Raw genomic sequence first — 18011 nt, 5'->3', positions numbered from 1 at the left:
CGATGAGGCCCGCCAGGCACCGCGACGCTCAAGGCCGACCAAGCAAATGACTCATCGCCGTCTTCAGCTTCATCGGCCGCACCGGCTTGTGCATCAGGGTGTGCCCCAGCTCGCGGATCTGCACTTTCAATTCATTGCTGTAGTTGGCGGTGATCATCATCGCCGGGATCGCTGAGCCACGCCGCGCGTTGATCCGCGCCACCGCATCGACGCCATTCTGCTCGTCATCCAGGTGATAGTCGGCAATCAGCAAGTCGGCCTCGGCATGGTAATTGTCCACCTGGCGGGCCAGGTCCTGTTCCGACAAGGCCGTGACCACCTGGCATCCCCAGCCTTCCAGCAAGGTGCGCATGCCGGCACAGATGGCCGCGTCGTTGTCCAGCACCCAGACCCGCGCACCCCGCAGGCGTTCGAGCATCGGCTCGCTGATCAACGGCGAAGGCAACGCCTTGGGCGCCGTGGCGCTCAGGGGCACCTCGACGCTGAACACCGAGCCCCGGCCCGGCCACGAGCGCACGTGAATGCGGTGGCCGAGGATCCCGGCGATTTTCTCGACGATGGCCAGCCCCAGGCCCAGGCCACGGTCCTGGTCGGGCCGCTGCACTTCGCCGCGCTTGAACTCCTGGAAAATTTCCTCCAGGCGATCCTCGGCAATGCCCATGCCGCTGTCCCACACCTCGATCGACAGCTTCTGCGGATGCCGCCGGCAACCGAGCACCACTCGGCCGCTGTAGGTGTAGCGGATGGCATTGCTCAACAAATTGCGCAGGATCCGCGCCAGCAGCTGGATATCGCTGCGCACCAGCGCCGAACAGCGGATGAAATGCAGTTGCAGCCCTTCGCTGCGCGCCACCTGGGTGTATTCGGCGGCGAGGTTTTCCAGCAATTCGCTCAAGGCGAACGGCGCGATGTCAGCCTTGATCACCCCGGCATCGAGCTTGGAAATATCCACCAGGGTGCCCAGCAGGTTTTCCACATCATCCAGTGAATTGCTGACGTTGCGCACCAGAATCTGGTTGGGCAGCGGCTCGCCCCGCTCAAGCAAGGCGCTGGTGAACAGCCGCGCGGCGTTCAGCGGCTGCAGCAGGTCATGACTGACCGCCGCGAGGAATTTGGTTTTCGACAGGTTGGCCTGCTCGGCGTCCAGCTTGGCTTCGCGCAGGCGTGATTCGACGCGGCGGCGCTCGTCGATCTCCTTGAGCAACTGATCGTTGAGGGTGGTCAGTTCCGCCGTGCGCTCGCGCACCCGCAGTTCCAGATTCTGGTAGGCCTGGTGCAGCGCCTCGGCGGTGCGGCGGCGCTCGGTGATGTCGCGGATCAACACGAAGATCCCCACCACCTCGCCGCTGGCCAGCCGATTGGGCACATAGGAGCGCAGCATGTAGCGCTCCTGGTTGTTGATGTTGGTTTCGGCAAACTCGAACGTCACGCTTTCACCGGCCAGCGCCCGTGCCACATAAGCTTCCAGGCGCTGGTAATGCTGTTCGCTGTGCACCTCGCGCAGGCTCTGCCCGAGCATCACCCCGCGCGGCCAGCAGTACCATTCCTCGTAGACCTTGTTGGTGAATTCATAGACCAGGTCGGCGTTGAGGTAGGCGATCAACGCCGGTACGTGGTCGGTGATCAGGCGAATCCAGCGCTCGCTCTCGCTCAGGGCCTCGGCGTGCTGGTACCGCTCGGTGATGTCGGTGAAGGTGTTGACGAAACCGCCGGTGGGCAGCGGATGGGTGCGGATTTCCAGGACCCGGCCATCGTACAGGCGCTGTTCCAGTTCCTGCACCGGGCGGCCATTGCCGTCGCGGCTGGCCGGGGTCAGGAGGCTCAGTTCGCTGTCCGCGATCACCTCGGCGAACGGCCGATGGGCCGCCACCGGGGCCAGGCCGCTGAGTTCGAGGAAACGCCGGTTCCACAACTCCAGCACGCCCTCGGCATTGACCATCGCCACGCCCTGGGACAGGTTGTCGACTGCCCGTTGCAACAGGTGCGACTTCTGCGCCACCGCCTGTTCGCGGCGCATGGTCTCGCTGAGTTTGACGTCGGTGATGTCGGTGAGCAGGATCACCCGTCCGCCGTCCTGGGTCGGCCGTTCGCTCGCCTGCAGCCAGCGGCCATTGTGCAGGCGATACAGCAGGTTTTCGTCGGCCTGGCCGCGTGGTTCTTCGGTGAACAGGCCGGTGGCGAACATCAGGCGTTTGACTTCGCTCAAGCGCATGCCGGCGTTGATACGCACCCGGCTATGGCTCCAGAACGCCTTGAAGCGGCTGTTGAACAGCACGATGCGTTGCTCGGCATCGAACAGCACGAAGGCGTCGGAAATGCTCTCGATGGCGTCGATCAGGTGCTGGTGCGCGGTTTCCGCCCGCAGCCGCGCTTCGCTGAGCAGGCGATTGCCCGACTTGAGCTCGGCCATGGCCTGGTTCAGCGCATCGGTGCGTTCGCGTACCTGTTCGGCGAGCACCACCGAATGCTGGAACGCGCGATAAGGGTCGTTGCCGCGGGTCACGCCGGACTCGATGCGCTCGATCAGCGCGGCATTGATGCGCCGCAGCTTGCGGTTTTCATGTTCAAGGCTGGCGATCCGCGCCTGATCGCCGTCAATGTCGCCCAGGGGAACGGCCACGGGCAATGGCGACCCCGGTGAAGGTCTGGTTGATGTGCATGCCATTGAACTGTTCTCCGTAGGTGTTGAACCCCAGCACCCGTTGATCGCGCAGAAAACTGCCGATCTGTTCCAGGCTGCCGTCGGCCTCCAGCTCCAGCCGCCGCAGGAAGCAGTCGCAGCCGATGGTCAGGAGCAAATCGCCGAGGCGCGCCTGCAAGCCGTCGAACAGGTTTTGCAGGTTCGGCAGCATGGGGCCCGGGGTCATGACGGTGAGGACGATGCCGTTTTCCACGGCGCAGTAGAAACTCAGGCTCAGGTCCGCATGCACCTGCTGGATCGCCCGCACGTAGTATTGATCGTTGATCCGCACCGCCAGCGGGTGCGCGGCGAACACCCGGTGATCCAGCGTTGCCACCGGCACGCCGATGTGCCGGGCGTATTCCTCGGCGGCGGGCTCGGCGTTCAGCTCGAAGACCCGGCGCGAGGTGCTGTCGGCGCCGGTGACCACCAGCTTTTCCGCGCGCGGCAGGATGTGGTGGGTGGTGAACACTTCGAAATCCAGCCAGGTGTTGACCAGCACCACCACCGCAGCGCCGCTGTGGAATTCGCCGCCGAAATAGACATGGGTGTGGTGCAGGTAGTTGTCGTCGCCGGCCGAGCCACCGAAATGCGGGATGTCGCCCAGGGCCGCACTCAGCGCCGCCAGGACCATTTCCTCACGACTGGACAGGCCGTCGAGCAGGGTCAGAGCAAAGCTGTTGCCCTTGATCGGTGCCAGGGTATTGCTGCGACAGCCACTGACCAGACGCTCGACCATCTGCTGGGCGTCGATCAGGCTGAAGCGCTCCATTTCATCGATCAGCTCGGCGTCGATGGAAAAATGCCGATGGTCGAAACCCACCGCCGTCACGCAGTTGCGGCCATAGCCTTGCGGGGTGATTTCGCCGGCGCTGGTGCAGCCCACCAGGCGAATGCCGCCAAAGCTCTGCTGCAAGGCCTGGCCCAGGGCCTGCAAGTCGTACTCGGCGGAGCAGAAAAACAGCACGAAGCCCAGGTGCGGATGCAACAGCTGCCGCGCCAGCTCCTGCGCCACCTGCTGCGCATCGGTCGCCTGGGACATGGCGCTGACGATACCGTCGTTGTTCACCCCTTGCATCGTCGCCTCCCGCAGGCGCCTGTTGGTGGCTCGAGTGTACGAAGGCCGGGGGCTGCGCCGTATGCTACTTGGGTAGCGGTCTGGCGGTTCGATGGGATTAGGTGTGTGCGGATGAACCACACAAAACCGCTTTTCTGTGGGAGCGGGCTTGCTCGCGAAGGCGGTGTGTCAGTTGGCCCATATGTTGACTGACACACCGCCTTCGCGAGCAAGCCCGCTCCCACAGGGGTAGGTCTGTGGGGCTGGGAAAGGATTACCAAGTCAAGACTGCACCCTGCGCGAAGAATGGAAATTTTCAGCCGCCATAAACCAATGTGGGAGCGAGCCTGCTCGCGATGGCGCCGGGTCAGTCGCTTTCGAGTTGACTGATCCACCGCTATCGCGAGCAGGCTCGCTCCCACAGGGGGGGATGTCTCCCACAACGGGGATGTGTAGGCACAGAATTACCAGTTCAACACCGCACCCACCGCAAAGGTATCGGTGTCTTCGTTCTGCGCGCTGGTGTGATGCCCGTTGATTTCGAACTGGTTGTACTCGGCCACCAGCTTGAGGTTGTCGTTGACGTCATGGAACAGCGCAATACCGCGGGTCTCGTAGTCGGCGCCGGTGCCCACCGCGCCGTTGCCGTCATCCTTGGTCTTGCCGTAGGACAGGGCCACGCGGTTTTTGCCGAACTTGTACGAGCCCTGCAACAGGTAGCCATCGCTGTCGACGTTGCGCAGGGTCGGCTCGCCGGCGTTGTTGGTGAAGAACGGGTTGATGCCCTTGGCCTGGAACCCCGAGCCGGTCAGCGAGAAGCCGCCCATTTTCGCCTGCACGCCGTAACCGACGCCTTTGGAGGTCACCGACTGCACCGTCGAATCGGTATTGTCGGAAGTCTGGTAGCTGCCGTTGAGCCAGCTGTAGATCTTCGCCCCGCCGACATCGAACTGGTAGGTGATCTCGCTCTCGGTGCGCGGGTTTTCCTGGTAGGCCTTGCCGGTCGGGCTGCTGTCGTTGGTGTCCACCGGGTCCATGATGCCCACCGCCACGCGCAAGCCGTCCATCACCGGCGTGCGGTAGGTGATCTGCGAAGTCGGGAACGGATACGGGTAACCGCTGCCGATGTTGCCGAACGACACGCCGCCACCATCGACCAGGCCCAGGGTGTCGCTGACCTGGCCCACCCCTGGCAGCAACTCATCGAGCAGGATATTGGAACGGGCGAACAGGCCAAAGTCCTTGCCGATCAGCACTTCGCCCCACTCCGGGTTGGCCACGGTGCCGTAGAACTGGCGCACGTCGATGGCGGTGTCGGTGCCGTTGGTTTCGCTGTCGTTGATGGTCACCCAGAACGACGCCCGGGCGCCGAGCTTGAGGTCATCGACCAGCTTGCCCATGTTGAAGCCGATGTAGTTGGGCAGGAAGCCCATCTTCACCCGCGACTGGCGACGATCGTACTGCTCGCCGGCGCGGTCGACGTCGCTGTTGACGTAGAAGGCGTTGATGTAGCCGTCGGTGGAAAAGGTGGTCTGGTCCTTGTCGTACAGCATGATTTCGGCTTCGGCCAGGGTGCTCAGGCCAAGGCCCGACAGGCTGGCGATGAAGGCTGGCAAGTAACGACGCTTGAAGTTCTTATTGTTGTGCATGACGCGCTCCGCAGCGTGGGGACTGGATGTCGGAGGCGATTATCGAAAGGCGACCGGCGGCGTCATACGCTGCCTTGGAGGCGGTTTTCAGGTGCTTTGGACTGGCGGGCCGGGCGTGCCAAATGAGCCCGGCCACTTGGGCGTAGGACCGGGCCGCGACAGGGCCCGGAACTTAGGGCGTAAGACCGCCTAGCCCTGAGAACGAAACAGCATATAGGCCGCCACCACCAGGCACACGCTGGCGAAGCCCACCTGCAACGCCCGCGCAGGCACCCGGGCACACAGCTTGCGGCCGATGATCATGCCGACCACGCTGGCGGCGATGAAGGCGAAACCCAGGCCGTCGATGCGCACCCCGGCATGCAGCGCGCCGATCACGCCGATGGCGGAAATCAGGCTGATGACCATCAGCGAGGTGGCGACGATGCCGCGCATCTGCACATCGGTCAGTTGCTTGAACGCCGGGACGATCAGGAAGCCGCCGCCGACACCGAGCAGGCCGGAGACCACACCGGTGACCGCGCCTAGGGCCGCCAGGGTCGCGGTGCATTTGGCGGTCCAGGAGAAGCGCCCGGTCTGCTGGTCGAGCATGCAGTTTTTCTGCCCCCAGTTGGCGTGGCCGTGGTCGCTGGGGCCGTCATCGTGGCGCTCGCGGCGCAACATGCGCCAGGCCACCATGACCATCAGGCCGCTGAACAGGATCATCAGCACCCGTTCCGGCAACTGGTGGGCGAAGTAAATGCCGACCGGGGAAAACACCGCACCGAGCAAGGCGATCAACAGCGCCGCCCGGTAGCGCACCAGGCCATGGCGCAAGCCGTCAATGGCGCCGACCGCCGCCGCGCTGCCCACGGCGAACAGCGCCACCGGCGCCGCCTGGGTCATGCTCAGGCCCAATCCCAACACCAGGGCCGGAACGGCGAGGATGCCGCCCCCTGCCCCGGTCAACCCCAGAAGCAGGCCCATGACCACGCCAAACACGCTTGCCAGCAGCATAAAACACTCGAAATCCGCGAGAAGAGCCGGGAACGCCCGGTATCGTTGAGTGACAGGATAGAGCCCGCGCAGTTTTTTTCATCAAATGAATGGGCCGCACTGGCCAGCAACAGGAAAATGCCACTACCCTCATGGCCTACTCACCAAGAAGCGGCCACCATGCCTGCCCTGATCGAAGCCTTCCTCGACCCCGCGTCATCGACCTTCAGCTACGTCATTTATGAAGACGATGGCGGCCAGTGTGCGATTGTCGACCCGGTGCTCGACTACGACGCCGCTGCCGGGCGCACCGCCACCACCCAGGCGGACCGCATCGTCGCGTTCGTCAACGGCCACCGCCTGCAGGTGCAATGGTTGCTGGAAACCCACGCCCATGCCGATCACCTGTCCGCCGCGCCTTACCTGCGCAAGTTGCTCGGTGGGAAAATCGCCATCGGCCAGTCGATCAGCGCGGTGCAAGGCGTGTTCAAGGGCCTGTTCAACCTCGAAGCCGAATTTGCCGTGGATGGTTCGCAGTTCGATCACCTGTTCTCGCCGAACGAGTCGTTCCAGATCGGCAACCTGCACGCCATGGCCCTGCACGTGCCCGGCCACACCCCGGCGGACATGGCTTACCTGATCGGCAACGACATCATCCTGGTGGGCGATACCCTGTTCATGCCGGATGTCGGCACGGCGCGCTGCGATTTCCCCGGCGGCAACGCCAACCAGCTGTATGCCTCGATCCAGAAACTGCTCGCCTTCCCCGCCAGCGTGCGGCTGTACGTGTGTCACGACTACCCGCCCGAGGGTCGCGAACACCAATGGCTGACCACTGTCGGTGAGCAGCGCAAAAACAATATCCATGTGCACGACGGCATCAATGAAGCGGCGTTCGTCGAGATGCGCACCAAACGTGACGCCGGGCTGGGCATGCCGACCTTGTTGCTGCCGGCCATTCAGGTCAATGTGCGAGCAGGAAACCTGCCGCAGGCGGAAAACAACGGCGTGGTCTACCTGAAAATTCCGCTTAATGCCTTTTGAGCGGCATTGTCTGCGCCGCTCTAAGTGACTTTTCCCACCCCCGCCAGCGAAAGGAGTGAATTGAAGCCCGCGTCATCCACGCAGAGACTTGATTGGGCAAACAACCAATGGAGTTTTCGCAATATGGATATTCGTACCAACCACCGGGACATGACGGCGGACCAGAAGTCGCGGTTCATCAATGCCATCCTCAAACTGAAAACCGATGTCGACAGCGTTCTGCGGCCCGGCGAGCAGAGTCGCTACGACGACTTCGTGCAAATCCACAGGAACTCGATGGGACGTGGCAACCCGCTGACCCCCAATCCCCATTCCAGCCCGTTGTTTTACCCCTGGCACCGGGTGCTGCTGCGCCAGTTCGAATTGGCATTGCAATCCGCCGCCAGCGATACCGGCATTACGCTGCCCTATTGGAACTGGCAACTCACGGGCGCCGACAATCCTTTCACTTCGGACTTCATGGGGGGCAACGGCGACAGTTCGCAACAACAGCACGTGACCAGCGGCCCCTTCACCGTCGAAGGGGGTCGGTTCAGTGTGGCGGTGTGGAACACCGAGAACGGCGATATCAATTTGCGCCGTAACCTTGGCCAGGACGGCGGCCTGCCGCCGCCCGCGATGGTCATTGATGCGCTCAACAGCACCGTTTACTGGGAGGAACGCGCCGGATGGGAAAACGTCTCGGAAGCGCAATTGCACAACCCGGTACACGCCTGGATTGGCGGCAACATGACAGAGGCAGCCTCTCCCAACGATCCGATCTTTTTCCTGCACCACTGCTACCTCGACCTGCTATGGGAGCGCTGGAGGCAGCAGCACCGCGACGCACTACCGTTTTCCAGCCCGGCGGGCGCTGCCGGCCTGAACGAAGTGCTGGTCTTTCATCCGGGCAACGAACCGGCTCCGTGGACGCGAGCCTACACAGTACGCGATACCCTCGACACTCGGGCGCTCGACTACACCTACGCCTACGTCTGACGCTGACATTGATCAACTGCCCAGGGTCAAACCATTGGCTGGCAATGGCAGCGCGGTCTTGTAGCGCACCTGCTTGAGGGCAAAGCTGGAGCGGATGTTCGCCACGCCAGGCACCTTGGTGAGGAAGTCCATCATGAAGCGCTCCAGCGCCTGGATGCTCGGCACCAGTACGCGGATCAGGTAGTCCGGGTCGCCCGCCATCAGGTAGCACTCCATGACTTCCGGGCGATCGGAAATCGCTTCCTCGAAATGCTGCAGGGCCATTTCCACCTGCTTCTCCAGGCTGACGTGGATGAACACGTTGACGTGCAGCCCCAGCAGGTCGGCGTCTAGCAACGTCACCTGCTCACGAATCACTCCCAGTTCTTCCATGGCCTTGACCCGGTTGAAACACGGGGTGGGCGACAGATTGACCGAGCGCGCGAGGTCGGCGTTGGTGATGCGCGCATTCTCCTGAAGGCTGTTGAGAATGCCGATGTCGGTACGGTCCAGTTTACGCATGAGACAAAAACACCTGATTTTTATGTTTGTGCAGATTTTTTATCTGCAAATGATCGCCAACGCAACGAAACACAGATAAATATTCTCCTGCGCCGAGCCTATGATGTTTGTAGGACAAGATTTCCATCACCCATGGAATGAATGTCAGCTCACTACAAGAAATTCACAAGATCGAGCGTAGAAGCCATGACCCAAGCGTATGAACCGCTGCGTCTGCACGTCCCCGAACCCTCGGGCCGCCCAGGCTGCAAAACCGACTTCTCCTACCTGCGCCTGACTGACGCGGGTACGGTGCGCAAACCCGCCATTGACGTTGAACCTGCCGACACCGCCGACCTGGCCCGCGGCCTGATTCGCGTGCTCGACGATCAAGGCAATGCCTTGGGCCAATGGGCCGAAGACATTCCGGTGGAGATCCTGCGCAAAGGCATGCGCGCCATGCTCAAGACGCGCATCTACGACAACCGCATGGTGGTCGCCCAGCGCCAGAAGAAAATGTCGTTCTACATGCAGAGCCTTGGCGAGGAAGCCATCGGCAGCGCCCAGGCCCTGGCGCTGAACATCGACGACATGTGCTTCCCCACCTACCGCCAGCAGAGCATCCTGATGGCCCGTGAGGTGCCGCTCGAAGGCCTGATCTGCCAGTTGCTGTCCAACGAGAAGGACCCGCTCAAGGGTCGCCAGCTGCCGATCATGTATTCGATCAAGGACGCCGGCTTCTTCACCATTTCCGGCAACCTCGCCACCCAGTTCGTCCAGGCTGTCGGCTGGGGCATGGCCTCGGCGATCAAGGGCGACACCAGGATTGCCTCGGCCTGGATCGGCGACGGCGCCACCGCCGAGTCCGACTTCCACACCGCCCTGACCTTCGCCCACGTCTACCGCGCGCCGGTGATCCTCAACGTGGTCAACAACCAGTGGGCGATTTCCACCTTCCAGGCGATTGCCGGCGGTGAAGCCACCACCTTCGCCGGACGCGGCGTCGGCTGCGGCATCGCTTCGCTGCGGGTCGATGGCAACGACTTTGTCGCGGTGTACGCCGCCTCGCGCTGGGCCGCCGAACGGGCGCGCCGCAACCTCGGCCCGACCATGATCGAATGGGTCACCTACCGCGCCGGCCCGCACTCGACCTCGGACGATCCGTCCAAGTACCGCCCGGCCGACGACTGGAGCCACTTCCCGCTGGGCGATCCGATTGCCCGCCTCAAGCAGCACATGATCAAGATCGGCCACTGGTCCGAGGAAGAACACAGCGCCGTCAGCGCCGAACTGGAAGCCGAAGTGATCGCCGCGCAGAAAGCCGCCGAACAGTTCGGCACCCTGGCGGGCGGGCAGATTCCAAGCGCCGCGACCATGTTCGAAGACGTCTACAAAGAGATGCCGGAGCACTTGAAGCGCCAGCGTCAGCAGCTGGGGATCTGACATGAACGATCACAACAACAATATTGCGCTGGATACCGCCATGACCACGACCACCATGACCATGATCCAGGCCCTGCGCTCGGCCATGGATGTGATGCTTGAGCGTGACGACAATGTCGTGGTGTTCGGTCAGGACGTCGGCTACTTCGGCGGCGTGTTCCGTTGTACCGAAGGCCTGCAGAGCAAATACGGCACCTCGCGGGTGTTCGACGCGCCGATCTCCGAAAGCGGCATCGTCGGCACCGCCGTGGGCATGGGCGCCTACGGCCTGCGCCCGGTGGTGGAAATCCAGTTCGCCGACTACGTGTACCCAGCCTACGACCAGATCATTTCCGAAGCGGCGCGCCTGCGTTACCGCTCGGCCGGCGAGTTCACCGCGCCGCTGACCCTGCGCATGCCCTGCGGCGGCGGCATCTACGGCGGCCAGACCCACAGCCAGAGCATCGAGGCGCTGTTCACCCAGGTGTGTGGCCTGCGCACCGTGATGCCGTCCAACCCCTATGACGCCAAGGGCCTTTTGATCGCCTCCATCGAAAACGATGACCCGGTGATCTTCCTGGAGCCCAAGCGCCTATACAACGGCCCGTTCGATGGCCACCACGAACGCCCGGTCACCCCGTGGTCGAAACACCCCGCCGCCCAGGTACCGGACGGTTACTACACCGTACCGCTGGACGTGGCCGCCATCGCCCGCCCGGGCAAGGACGTGACCATCCTGACCTACGGCACCACGGTGTATGTGTCGCAAGTCGCCGCCGAAGAAAGCGGCGTCGATGCCGAAGTCATCGACCTGCGCAGCCTGTGGCCGCTGGACCTGGAAACCATCACCAAGTCGGTGAAGAAAACCGGCCGCTGCGTGATCGTCCACGAAGCGACCCGCACCTGCGGTTTTGGCGCCGAACTGGCAGCCCTGGTGCAGGAACACTGCTTCCACCACCTGGAAGCGCCGATCGAACGCGTCACCGGTTGGGACACCCCCTACCCGCACGCTCAAGAGTGGGCGTATTTCCCTGGCCCGTCCCGTGTGGTCGCGGCTTTGCATCGGGTCATGGAGGTCTGAATGGGCACGCACGTTATCAAGATGCCGGACATTGGCGAAGGCATTGCAGAAGTTGAGTTGTCGGTGTGGCACGTCAAGGTTGGCGACATGGTCGTCGAGGACCAGGTGCTGGCCGATGTGATGACCGACAAGGCGATGGTCGACATCCCTTCGCCGGTGCACGGCAAGGTGATTTCGCTGGGCGGCGTGCCGGGCGAAGTCATGGCGGTCGGCAGTGTGCTGATCAGCATCGAGGTCGAAGGCGCGGGCAACGTCAAGCATGCGCCCCAGCCTGAAGCGGTCAAGGAAGCTGCGGCGCCGGTGGTAGAAGCCAAAGTGGAAAGCAAGCCGGTTGCGGCGCCTGCACCTGTCGCAAAAGCGCCGGTGGCCCAGGGGCCGATGGTGGCACGCGAAGCGGATGAACGCCCGCTGGCCTCCCCGGCCGTGCGCAAACACGCGCTGGACCTCGGTATCCAGCTACGCCTGGTGCGCGGCAGCGGCCCGGCCGGCCGCGTGCTGCATGACGACCTCGAAGCCTATCTGGCACAGGGTCAGTCCAATGCATCGAGCGTCCCTGCCGCTTATGCGCAGCGCCATGACGAAGAACAGATCCCGGTGATCGGCATGCGCCGCAAGATCGCCCAGCGCATGCAGGACGCCACCCAGCGTGCCGCGCACTTCAGTTATGTCGAGGAAATCGACGTGACGGCCGTGGAAGAACTGCGCGCTCACCTGAACGAAAAACATGGTGCAACGCGTGGCAAGCTGACCTTGCTGCCGTTCCTGGTCCGCGCACTGGTCGTGGCCCTGCGCGATTTCCCGCAGATCAACGCCCGCTACGACGACGAAGCCCAGGTCATCACCCGTCTGGGTGCCGTGCACGTGGGCATCGCCACCCAGGCCGACATCGGCTTGATGGTGCCGGTGGTGCGTCACACCGAGGCCCGCAGCCTGTGGGACAACGCCAGTGAAATCGCCCGCCTGGCCAACGCCGCGCGCACCGGCAAAGCCAGCCGCGATGAGTTGTCCGGCTCGAGCATCACCCTGACCAGCCTTGGCGCGCTGGGCGGCATCGTCAGCACACCGGTGCTGAACCTGCCGGAAGTGGCGATCGTCGGCGTGAACAAGATCGTCGAACGGCCGATGGTAATCAAAGGCCAGGTGGTGATCCGCAAGATGATGAACCTCTCCAGCTCGTTCGATCACCGGGTGGTCGATGGCATGGATGCGGCGCAATTCATCCAGGCCGTTCGTGGCCTGCTCGAACAACCCGCTACCCTGTTCGTGGAGTAAGGCATGCAGACTTTGAACACCACGCTGCTGATCATCGGCGGCGGCCCCGGCGGTTATGTGACGGCGATTCGCGCCGGTCAACTGGGCATCCCGACCATTCTGGTCGAGGGCCAGGCGCTGGGCGGCACCTGCCTGAACATCGGCTGCATCCCTTCCAAGGCGCTGATCCACGTGGCCGAGCAGTTCCACCAGACCCACCAGCACAACCAGCACTCGGCGCTGGGCATCAGCGTCGGCGCGCCGAGCCTGGATATCGGCAAGAGCGTGGAATGGAAGGACGGCATCGTCGATCGCCTGACGACTGGCGTGGCAGCGTTGCTGAAGAAAAACAAGGTCCAGGTGATCCAGGGCTGGGCCAAGGTCATCGACGGCAAGACCGTTGAAGTCGGCGACCAGCGTATTCACTGCGAACACCTGGTACTGGCTACCGGTTCGAAGAGCGTCAACCTGCCGATGCTGCCGATTGGCGGGCCGATTATCTCCTCCACCGAGGCCCTGGCGCCGAAGTCGCTGCCCAAGCGCCTGGTGGTGGTCGGTGGCGGTTACATCGGCCTGGAGCTGGGGATTGCCTATCGCAAGCTCGGTGCCGAGGTCAGCGTAGTCGAGGCCCAGGAGCGCATCCTGCCAGCCTACGATGCCGAACTGACCCAGCCGGTGCATGAGGAACTGAAGAAGCTTGGCGTGAAGCTTTACTTGAAGCATAGCGTGCAAGGCTTTGATTCTAATAGTAATACCCTGCAAGTCAGCGACCCGAATGGCGACACCTTGAACCTGGAAACCGATCAGGTGCTGGTGGCGGTCGGACGCAAGCCGAACACCCAGGGCTGGAATCTGGAAGCGCTGAACCTGGAGATGAACGGCGCGTCGATCAAGGTCGACCACCGGTGCCAGACCAGCATGCGCAACGTCTACGCCATTGGTGACCTGAGCGGCGAACCGATGCTCGCGCACCGGGCCATGGCCCAGGGCGAGATGGTCGCCGAGCTGATCAGCGGCAAGACCCGCGAGTTCAGCCCCACCGCCATCGCTGCCGTGTGCTTCACCGACCCGGAGCTGGTGGTGGTCGGCAAGACCCCGGACCAGGTCAAGGCCGCGAGCCTTGACTGCATCGTGGCGAACTTCCCGTTCGCGGCCAATGGCCGGGCCATGACCCTGGAGTCGAAAAGCGGCTTCGTGCGAGTGGTCGCTCGTCGCGACAATCATCTGATTGTCGGCTGGCAGGCAGTGGGCGTGGGCGTTTCGGAGTTGTCGACCGCCTTCGCGCAAAGCCTGGAAATGGGCGCCCGCCTGGAAGACATCGCCGGCACCATCCACGCGCACCCGACCCTGGGCGAAGCGGTGCAGGAAGCGGCGCTGCGGGCGTTGGGGCATGCGTTGCACCTTTAGATCGGGGGCGCGGCCATCGCGGGCAAGCCCGCTCCTACAGCGGCAACGCATTCCCCTGTAGGAGCGAGCTTGTCGAGGCGTCGAACCGTCACGATCTTTTCAGGACGACGAGATTTTCTGCCCGTCATCCGATAGTCCGGGCTGCGAAACAACCCCGGAATGAAGTATTGTTGTGCCCATCCAAAAAACGTCAGAAGCCTTGAACCGTTTCGACGGTTGTTAAGTGATAGAGGGTGTCATGGGTAACGAAAGCATCAATTGGGACAAGTTGGGTTTTGACTATATCAAGACCGACAAGCGCTATCTGTCGTACTTTCGCAATGGCGAGTGGGACAAGGGCACCCTGACCGAAGATAACGTGCTGCACATCAGCGAAGGCTCCACCGCCCTGCACTACGGCCAGCAATGCTTCGAAGGCCTCAAGGCCTACCGTTGCAAGGACGGCTCGATCAACCTGTTCCGCCCGGACCAGAACGCCGCCCGCATGCAGCGCAGCTGCGCACGCCTGCTGATGCCGCACGTGTCCACCGAGCAGTTCGTCGAGGCCTGCAAGCAAGTGGTTCGCGCCAACGAGCGCTTCATCCCGCCTTACGGCACCGGCGGCGCGCTGTACCTGCGTCCGTTCGTGATCGGCGTGGGTGACAACATCGGCGTGCGTACCGCGCCGGAGTTCATCTTCTCGGTGTTCGCGATCCCGGTCGGCGCCTACTTCAAGGGCGGCCTGACCCCGCACAACTTCCAGATTTCCACCTTCGACCGCGCCGCGCCACAAGGCACCGGTGCTGCCAAAGTGGGTGGCAACTACGCCGCCAGCCTGATGCCAGGCTCCCAGGCCAAGAAAGCGCACTTCGCTGACGCCATCTACCTGGACCCACTGACCCACAAGAAGATCGAGGAAGTCGGTTCGGCCAACTTCTTCGGGATCACCCACGACAACAAGTTCGTCACCCCGAACTCGCCATCGGTCCTGCCAGGCATCACCCGCCTGTCGCTGATCGAACTGGCCAAGACCCGCCTGGGCCTGGAAGTGGTCGAAGGCGACGTGCTGATCGACAAGCTGTCGGACTTCAAGGAAGCCGGCGCCTGCGGTACCGCTGCGGTGATCACGCCGATCGGCGGCATCAGCTACAACGACCACCTGCACGTGTTCCACAGCGAAACCGAAGTCGGCCCGATCACCCAGAAGCTCTACAAAGAGCTGACCGGCGTGCAAACCGGCGACATCGAAGCGCCAGCGGGTTGGATCGTCAAGGTTTGACCTGACGCTACAAGAAAAAGCCCCCCATCGCGTTGGTGATGGGGGGCTTTTTTGTGTCTCCTGGAAACAGGGTCTCCCCACCCCTGTAGGAGCGGGCTTGCCCGCGATGGTAGCCCAGACACCGCAGGACATCAGGCAGCCAGCGTCATCGTTGGCCTCCATCGCGAGCAAGCTCGCTCCTACAGGGGGCCTGGTCGCTCACAGAATATGTGTCTACCCCCAAACCCTGTGGGAGCGGGCTTGCTCGCGATGGTAGCCCAGACACCGCAGGGCATCAGGTAGCCAGCGTCATCGTTGACCTCCATCGCGAGCAAGCTCGCTCCTACAGGGGACCTGGCCGTTCACAGAATATGTATCTACCGCAAAACCCTGTGGGAGCGGGCTTGCCCGCGATGGTAGCCCGACCACCGCAGGGCATCAGGCAGCCAGCGTTATCGTTGACCTCCATCGCGAGCAAGCTCGCTCCTACAGAGGCCGGGGCCGTTCACAGAATATGTATCTACCGCAAAATCCTGTGGGAGCGAGCCTGCTCGCGATGGTAGCCCAGACACCGCGGGGCATCAGGCTACCCACCTCATCACCCACGCCCCTCATGCACAATCCGCTTCCCCGCCCTGCCCTTGATTCCGCTCGCCTGGCCGTCCTGCTGCTTGCCGGTACGCGCTTGAGTGATCAAACCGGGAATCAGCGCACCTTCGGGCAGGTTCTTCCAGAACCGGGTCGGCAGATGGCCCTGCATGACCTTCGGGTTCAGCCGCGCCGGGTTGAAGATGTGGCTGTAGTAGGTCAACCACATGTCGCCGTGAGGATCGTCAACGTTCTGCGCCAGTTGCTGCCACTCCAGCGGGCACTCGCGCTGGTAGATCAGTTGCTCACCGTCGTAGTAAACCCCATCCCGAGGCGTAGCGATCAGCCAGCGGTGGCGGCCCATGCGGCCGATGAAATGTTCGCTGGCGCTGTGCAGGATGTCATGGGCCGGCTCATGCCACGCCACGTAATGCGGCCCGGGGTTTTCCGGCAAGGCGACGAAGCGCACAAATGCATGTAGATGATGAGATTCACGTCGTATCTGCTTGATTCTTCTCTGTAATTCACTGCCAAGCCGATCCCCCGCCATCATCGCCGTGCGGTCGCCATGGCTGACTCGCCACAGCACCTCGTACAACAGACTCCAGCGTTGATCACCGCGATAATGCGACGCCTGTTCCAACGTATCGAGCAACGTTCGCGGGATTCGCGCCTGAAACGGCCCCAGGTCCGCCGGCAAGGGTTCATCACTGGCGAACAGGTCTGCCACCTCTTCACGTGCCCAACTGGCCCGACTGGGGTCCACGCCATGGCTCAACAGCCAGCGCGCCTGCTGGCGCCAGGTGTCGAACAGGTCGGCGCAATCGAGGTGGATCATCCCCACAAACCCATTTGCTGCGGCTGCGGCCTGTCGCGCATCTGCTGGTACAACAGATCACTGGTGACCTCGGCCTGCTGCGGGTGGTAGTCGCTGGTGATGAAAAACGGTTTGGCCTTGGTCAGCACGCAACGCATGCGCGCCAGGTCTTCGTAACGAATCCGCCGTTGCCGGCGAAGCTCGACCAGTCGTTCGGTGGTGCGCAGGCCGATGCCGGGGATCCGCGCGATCAGCGTCGCCTCGGCACGATTGAGGTCCAGCGGAAACACCTCGCGGTTCGCCAGCGCCCAGGCCAGCTTCGGATCAATGTCCAGCGCCAGGTGTCCGGGGCCCTTGAACAACTCTCCGGCGCTGTACCCGTAACTGCGCAAGAGGAAATCCGCCTGGTACAAGCGGTGTTCGCGCATCAGTGGCGGCGCGGCCAGGGGCACGCTTTTCGGGCTGTTGGGAATCGGGCTGAAGGCCGAGTAATACACCCGGCGCAACTTGTAGTTGCCGTACAAAGCCTGGGCACTGTGAAGGATGGTGCTGTCGTCGGTCTCGTCCGCGCCGACGATCATCTGCGTGCTTTGCCCGGCCGGTGCGAATCTGGGCGCCCGGGGTTCGTTGAGCACGGTCTGCTCGCCGGTGTAGATGGTCTTCATCGCCTGGCGAATCGAGCCCAGCTGTTTTTCCGGGGCCAGGGTCTGCAGGCTGGCGTTGGTGGGCAACTCGATGTTCACGCTCAAGCGATCGGCATAACGCCCCGCTTCCTCGATCAACGCCGGATCGGCTTCGGGAATGGTCTTGAGGTGGATGTAGCCGCGAAACTCGTGCTCTTCGCGCAGCAGCTTCGCCACACGCACCAGTTGTTCCATGGTGTAGTCCGCCGAGCGGATGATCCCGGAACTGAGAAACAAGCCGCTGACGCAATTGCGCCGGTAGAAATCCAGAGTCAGCTTCACCACTTCTTCCGGGGTGAACCGCGCCCGGGGCACATCGCTGGAGCGGCGGTTGACGCAATACTGGCAGTCGTACAGGCAGAAGTTGGTCAGCAATACCTTCAACAACGACACGCAACGCCCATCCGGGGTATAGCTGTGACAAATGCCCATGCCATCGGTAGCCCCCAACCCGCTCTTGCCCTCGGAACTGCGCTTGGGCGCCCCGCTGCTGGCGCAGGAGGCGTCGTACTTGGCGGCGTCGGCGAGAATACTGAGCTTGTCGATGAGTTCCATGGGGCTGGCCTTTTACTGTGTAAACATACAGTATCCCGACACTCACGCGCGCACAAGCCATCAAGCAAACCCTTGGTCGGGCCGCAACGAACGCAAAAGCCTGATTC

The 18011-nt window shown here is 62.9% G+C and carries 14 protein-coding genes; 7 read left to right on the top strand and 7 right to left on the bottom strand.

All coding sequences use genetic code 11. The annotated features are described in order from the left end of the window. Positions 1-28: 28 nt before the first annotated feature. The 4 genes from nahK to ABVN20_RS05705 all read right to left on the bottom strand — a co-directional run bounded on the left by nahK (position 29) and on the right by ABVN20_RS05705 (position 6382). Positions 29-2665: a hybrid sensor histidine kinase/response regulator NahK/ErcS' gene (gene nahK / locus ABVN20_RS05720; protein ID WP_368554525.1), complete on the bottom strand. Its 2637-nt coding sequence runs from the start codon at positions 2663-2665 to the stop codon at positions 29-31. Continuing rightward, positions 2595-3758: a nitric oxide-sensing protein NosP gene (nosP, locus tag ABVN20_RS05715; protein ID WP_368554524.1), complete on the bottom strand. Its 1164-nt coding sequence runs from the start codon at positions 3756-3758 to the stop codon at positions 2595-2597. The genes nahK and nosP overlap by 71 nt, the downstream gene beginning before the upstream one ends. Before the next feature lie 443 nt (positions 3759-4201). Further along, positions 4202-5386 carry a porin gene (locus tag ABVN20_RS05710; RefSeq protein WP_368554523.1) on the bottom strand — a complete coding sequence of 395 codons (1185 nt, stop codon included), beginning with the start codon at positions 5384-5386 and terminating at the stop codon, positions 4202-4204. Positions 5387-5575: 189 nt separating this feature from the next. Then, on the bottom strand, positions 5576-6382 hold the full coding sequence (locus tag ABVN20_RS05705) for a sulfite exporter TauE/SafE family protein (protein ID WP_368554522.1): 807 nt from the start codon (positions 6380-6382) through the stop codon (positions 5576-5578). Positions 6383-6541: 159 nt separating this feature from the next. On the opposite strand from ABVN20_RS05705, the gene ABVN20_RS05700 reads away from it, so the two are divergent. Then, complete coding sequence (locus tag ABVN20_RS05700) at positions 6542-7405, top strand: MBL fold metallo-hydrolase (RefSeq protein WP_368554521.1); 864 nt, start codon at positions 6542-6544, stop codon at positions 7403-7405. Positions 7406-7528: 123 nt separating this feature from the next. Then, positions 7529-8383: a tyrosinase family protein gene (locus ABVN20_RS05695; RefSeq protein ID WP_368554520.1), complete on the top strand. Its 855-nt coding sequence runs from the start codon at positions 7529-7531 to the stop codon at positions 8381-8383. A 12-nt stretch (positions 8384-8395) separates the two neighbouring features. On the opposite strand, the gene bkdR is transcribed toward ABVN20_RS05695, so the two are convergent. Next, positions 8396-8884, bottom strand: a complete 489-nt coding sequence (gene bkdR / locus ABVN20_RS05690; protein ID WP_368554519.1) for a Bkd operon transcriptional regulator BkdR — start codon at positions 8882-8884, stop codon at positions 8396-8398. Positions 8885-9070: 186 nt separating this feature from the next. Between bkdR and ABVN20_RS05685 the strand changes: the two genes are divergently transcribed. The 5 genes from ABVN20_RS05685 to ABVN20_RS05665 all read left to right on the top strand — a co-directional run bounded on the left by ABVN20_RS05685 (position 9071) and on the right by ABVN20_RS05665 (position 15282). Then, a complete protein-coding gene (locus tag ABVN20_RS05685) occupies positions 9071-10306 on the top strand; it encodes a 3-methyl-2-oxobutanoate dehydrogenase (2-methylpropanoyl-transferring) subunit alpha (protein WP_368554518.1) in 1236 nt (411 codons plus the stop codon). 1 nt (position 10307) lies between these two features. Then, positions 10308-11366 (top strand): alpha-ketoacid dehydrogenase subunit beta, encoded by a 1059-nt coding sequence (locus tag ABVN20_RS05680; RefSeq protein ID WP_368554517.1) that lies wholly within the window; start codon positions 10308-10310, stop codon positions 11364-11366. Continuing rightward, positions 11367-12638 (top strand): dihydrolipoamide acetyltransferase family protein, encoded by a 1272-nt coding sequence (locus ABVN20_RS05675; protein WP_368554516.1) that lies wholly within the window; start codon positions 11367-11369, stop codon positions 12636-12638. A 3-nt stretch (positions 12639-12641) separates the two neighbouring features. Further along, positions 12642-14024: a dihydrolipoyl dehydrogenase gene (gene lpdA, locus ABVN20_RS05670; RefSeq protein ID WP_368554515.1), complete on the top strand. Its 1383-nt coding sequence runs from the start codon at positions 12642-12644 to the stop codon at positions 14022-14024. 238 nt (positions 14025-14262) lie between these two features. Continuing rightward, positions 14263-15282 carry a branched-chain amino acid aminotransferase gene (locus ABVN20_RS05665; RefSeq protein ID WP_368554514.1) on the top strand — a complete coding sequence of 340 codons (1020 nt, stop codon included), beginning with the start codon at positions 14263-14265 and terminating at the stop codon, positions 15280-15282. 577 nt (positions 15283-15859) lie between these two features. Here the strand turns inward: ABVN20_RS05665 and ABVN20_RS05660 are convergent. Further along, positions 15860-16687 carry a TIGR03915 family putative DNA repair protein gene (locus ABVN20_RS05660; RefSeq protein WP_368554513.1) on the bottom strand — a complete coding sequence of 276 codons (828 nt, stop codon included), beginning with the start codon at positions 16685-16687 and terminating at the stop codon, positions 15860-15862. Then, positions 16684-17904: a putative DNA modification/repair radical SAM protein gene (locus ABVN20_RS05655; protein WP_368554512.1), complete on the bottom strand. Its 1221-nt coding sequence runs from the start codon at positions 17902-17904 to the stop codon at positions 16684-16686. The genes ABVN20_RS05660 and ABVN20_RS05655 overlap by 4 nt, the downstream gene beginning before the upstream one ends. Positions 17905-18011 lie beyond the last annotated feature (107 nt).

The organism is Pseudomonas sp. MYb118, from assembly GCF_040947875.1.
Taxonomy (GTDB): Bacteria; Pseudomonadota; Gammaproteobacteria; order Pseudomonadales; family Pseudomonadaceae; genus Aquipseudomonas.
Note: the sequence above shows the minus strand (reverse complement) of the source record. Positions and strands in the feature narration are given on the sequence as shown.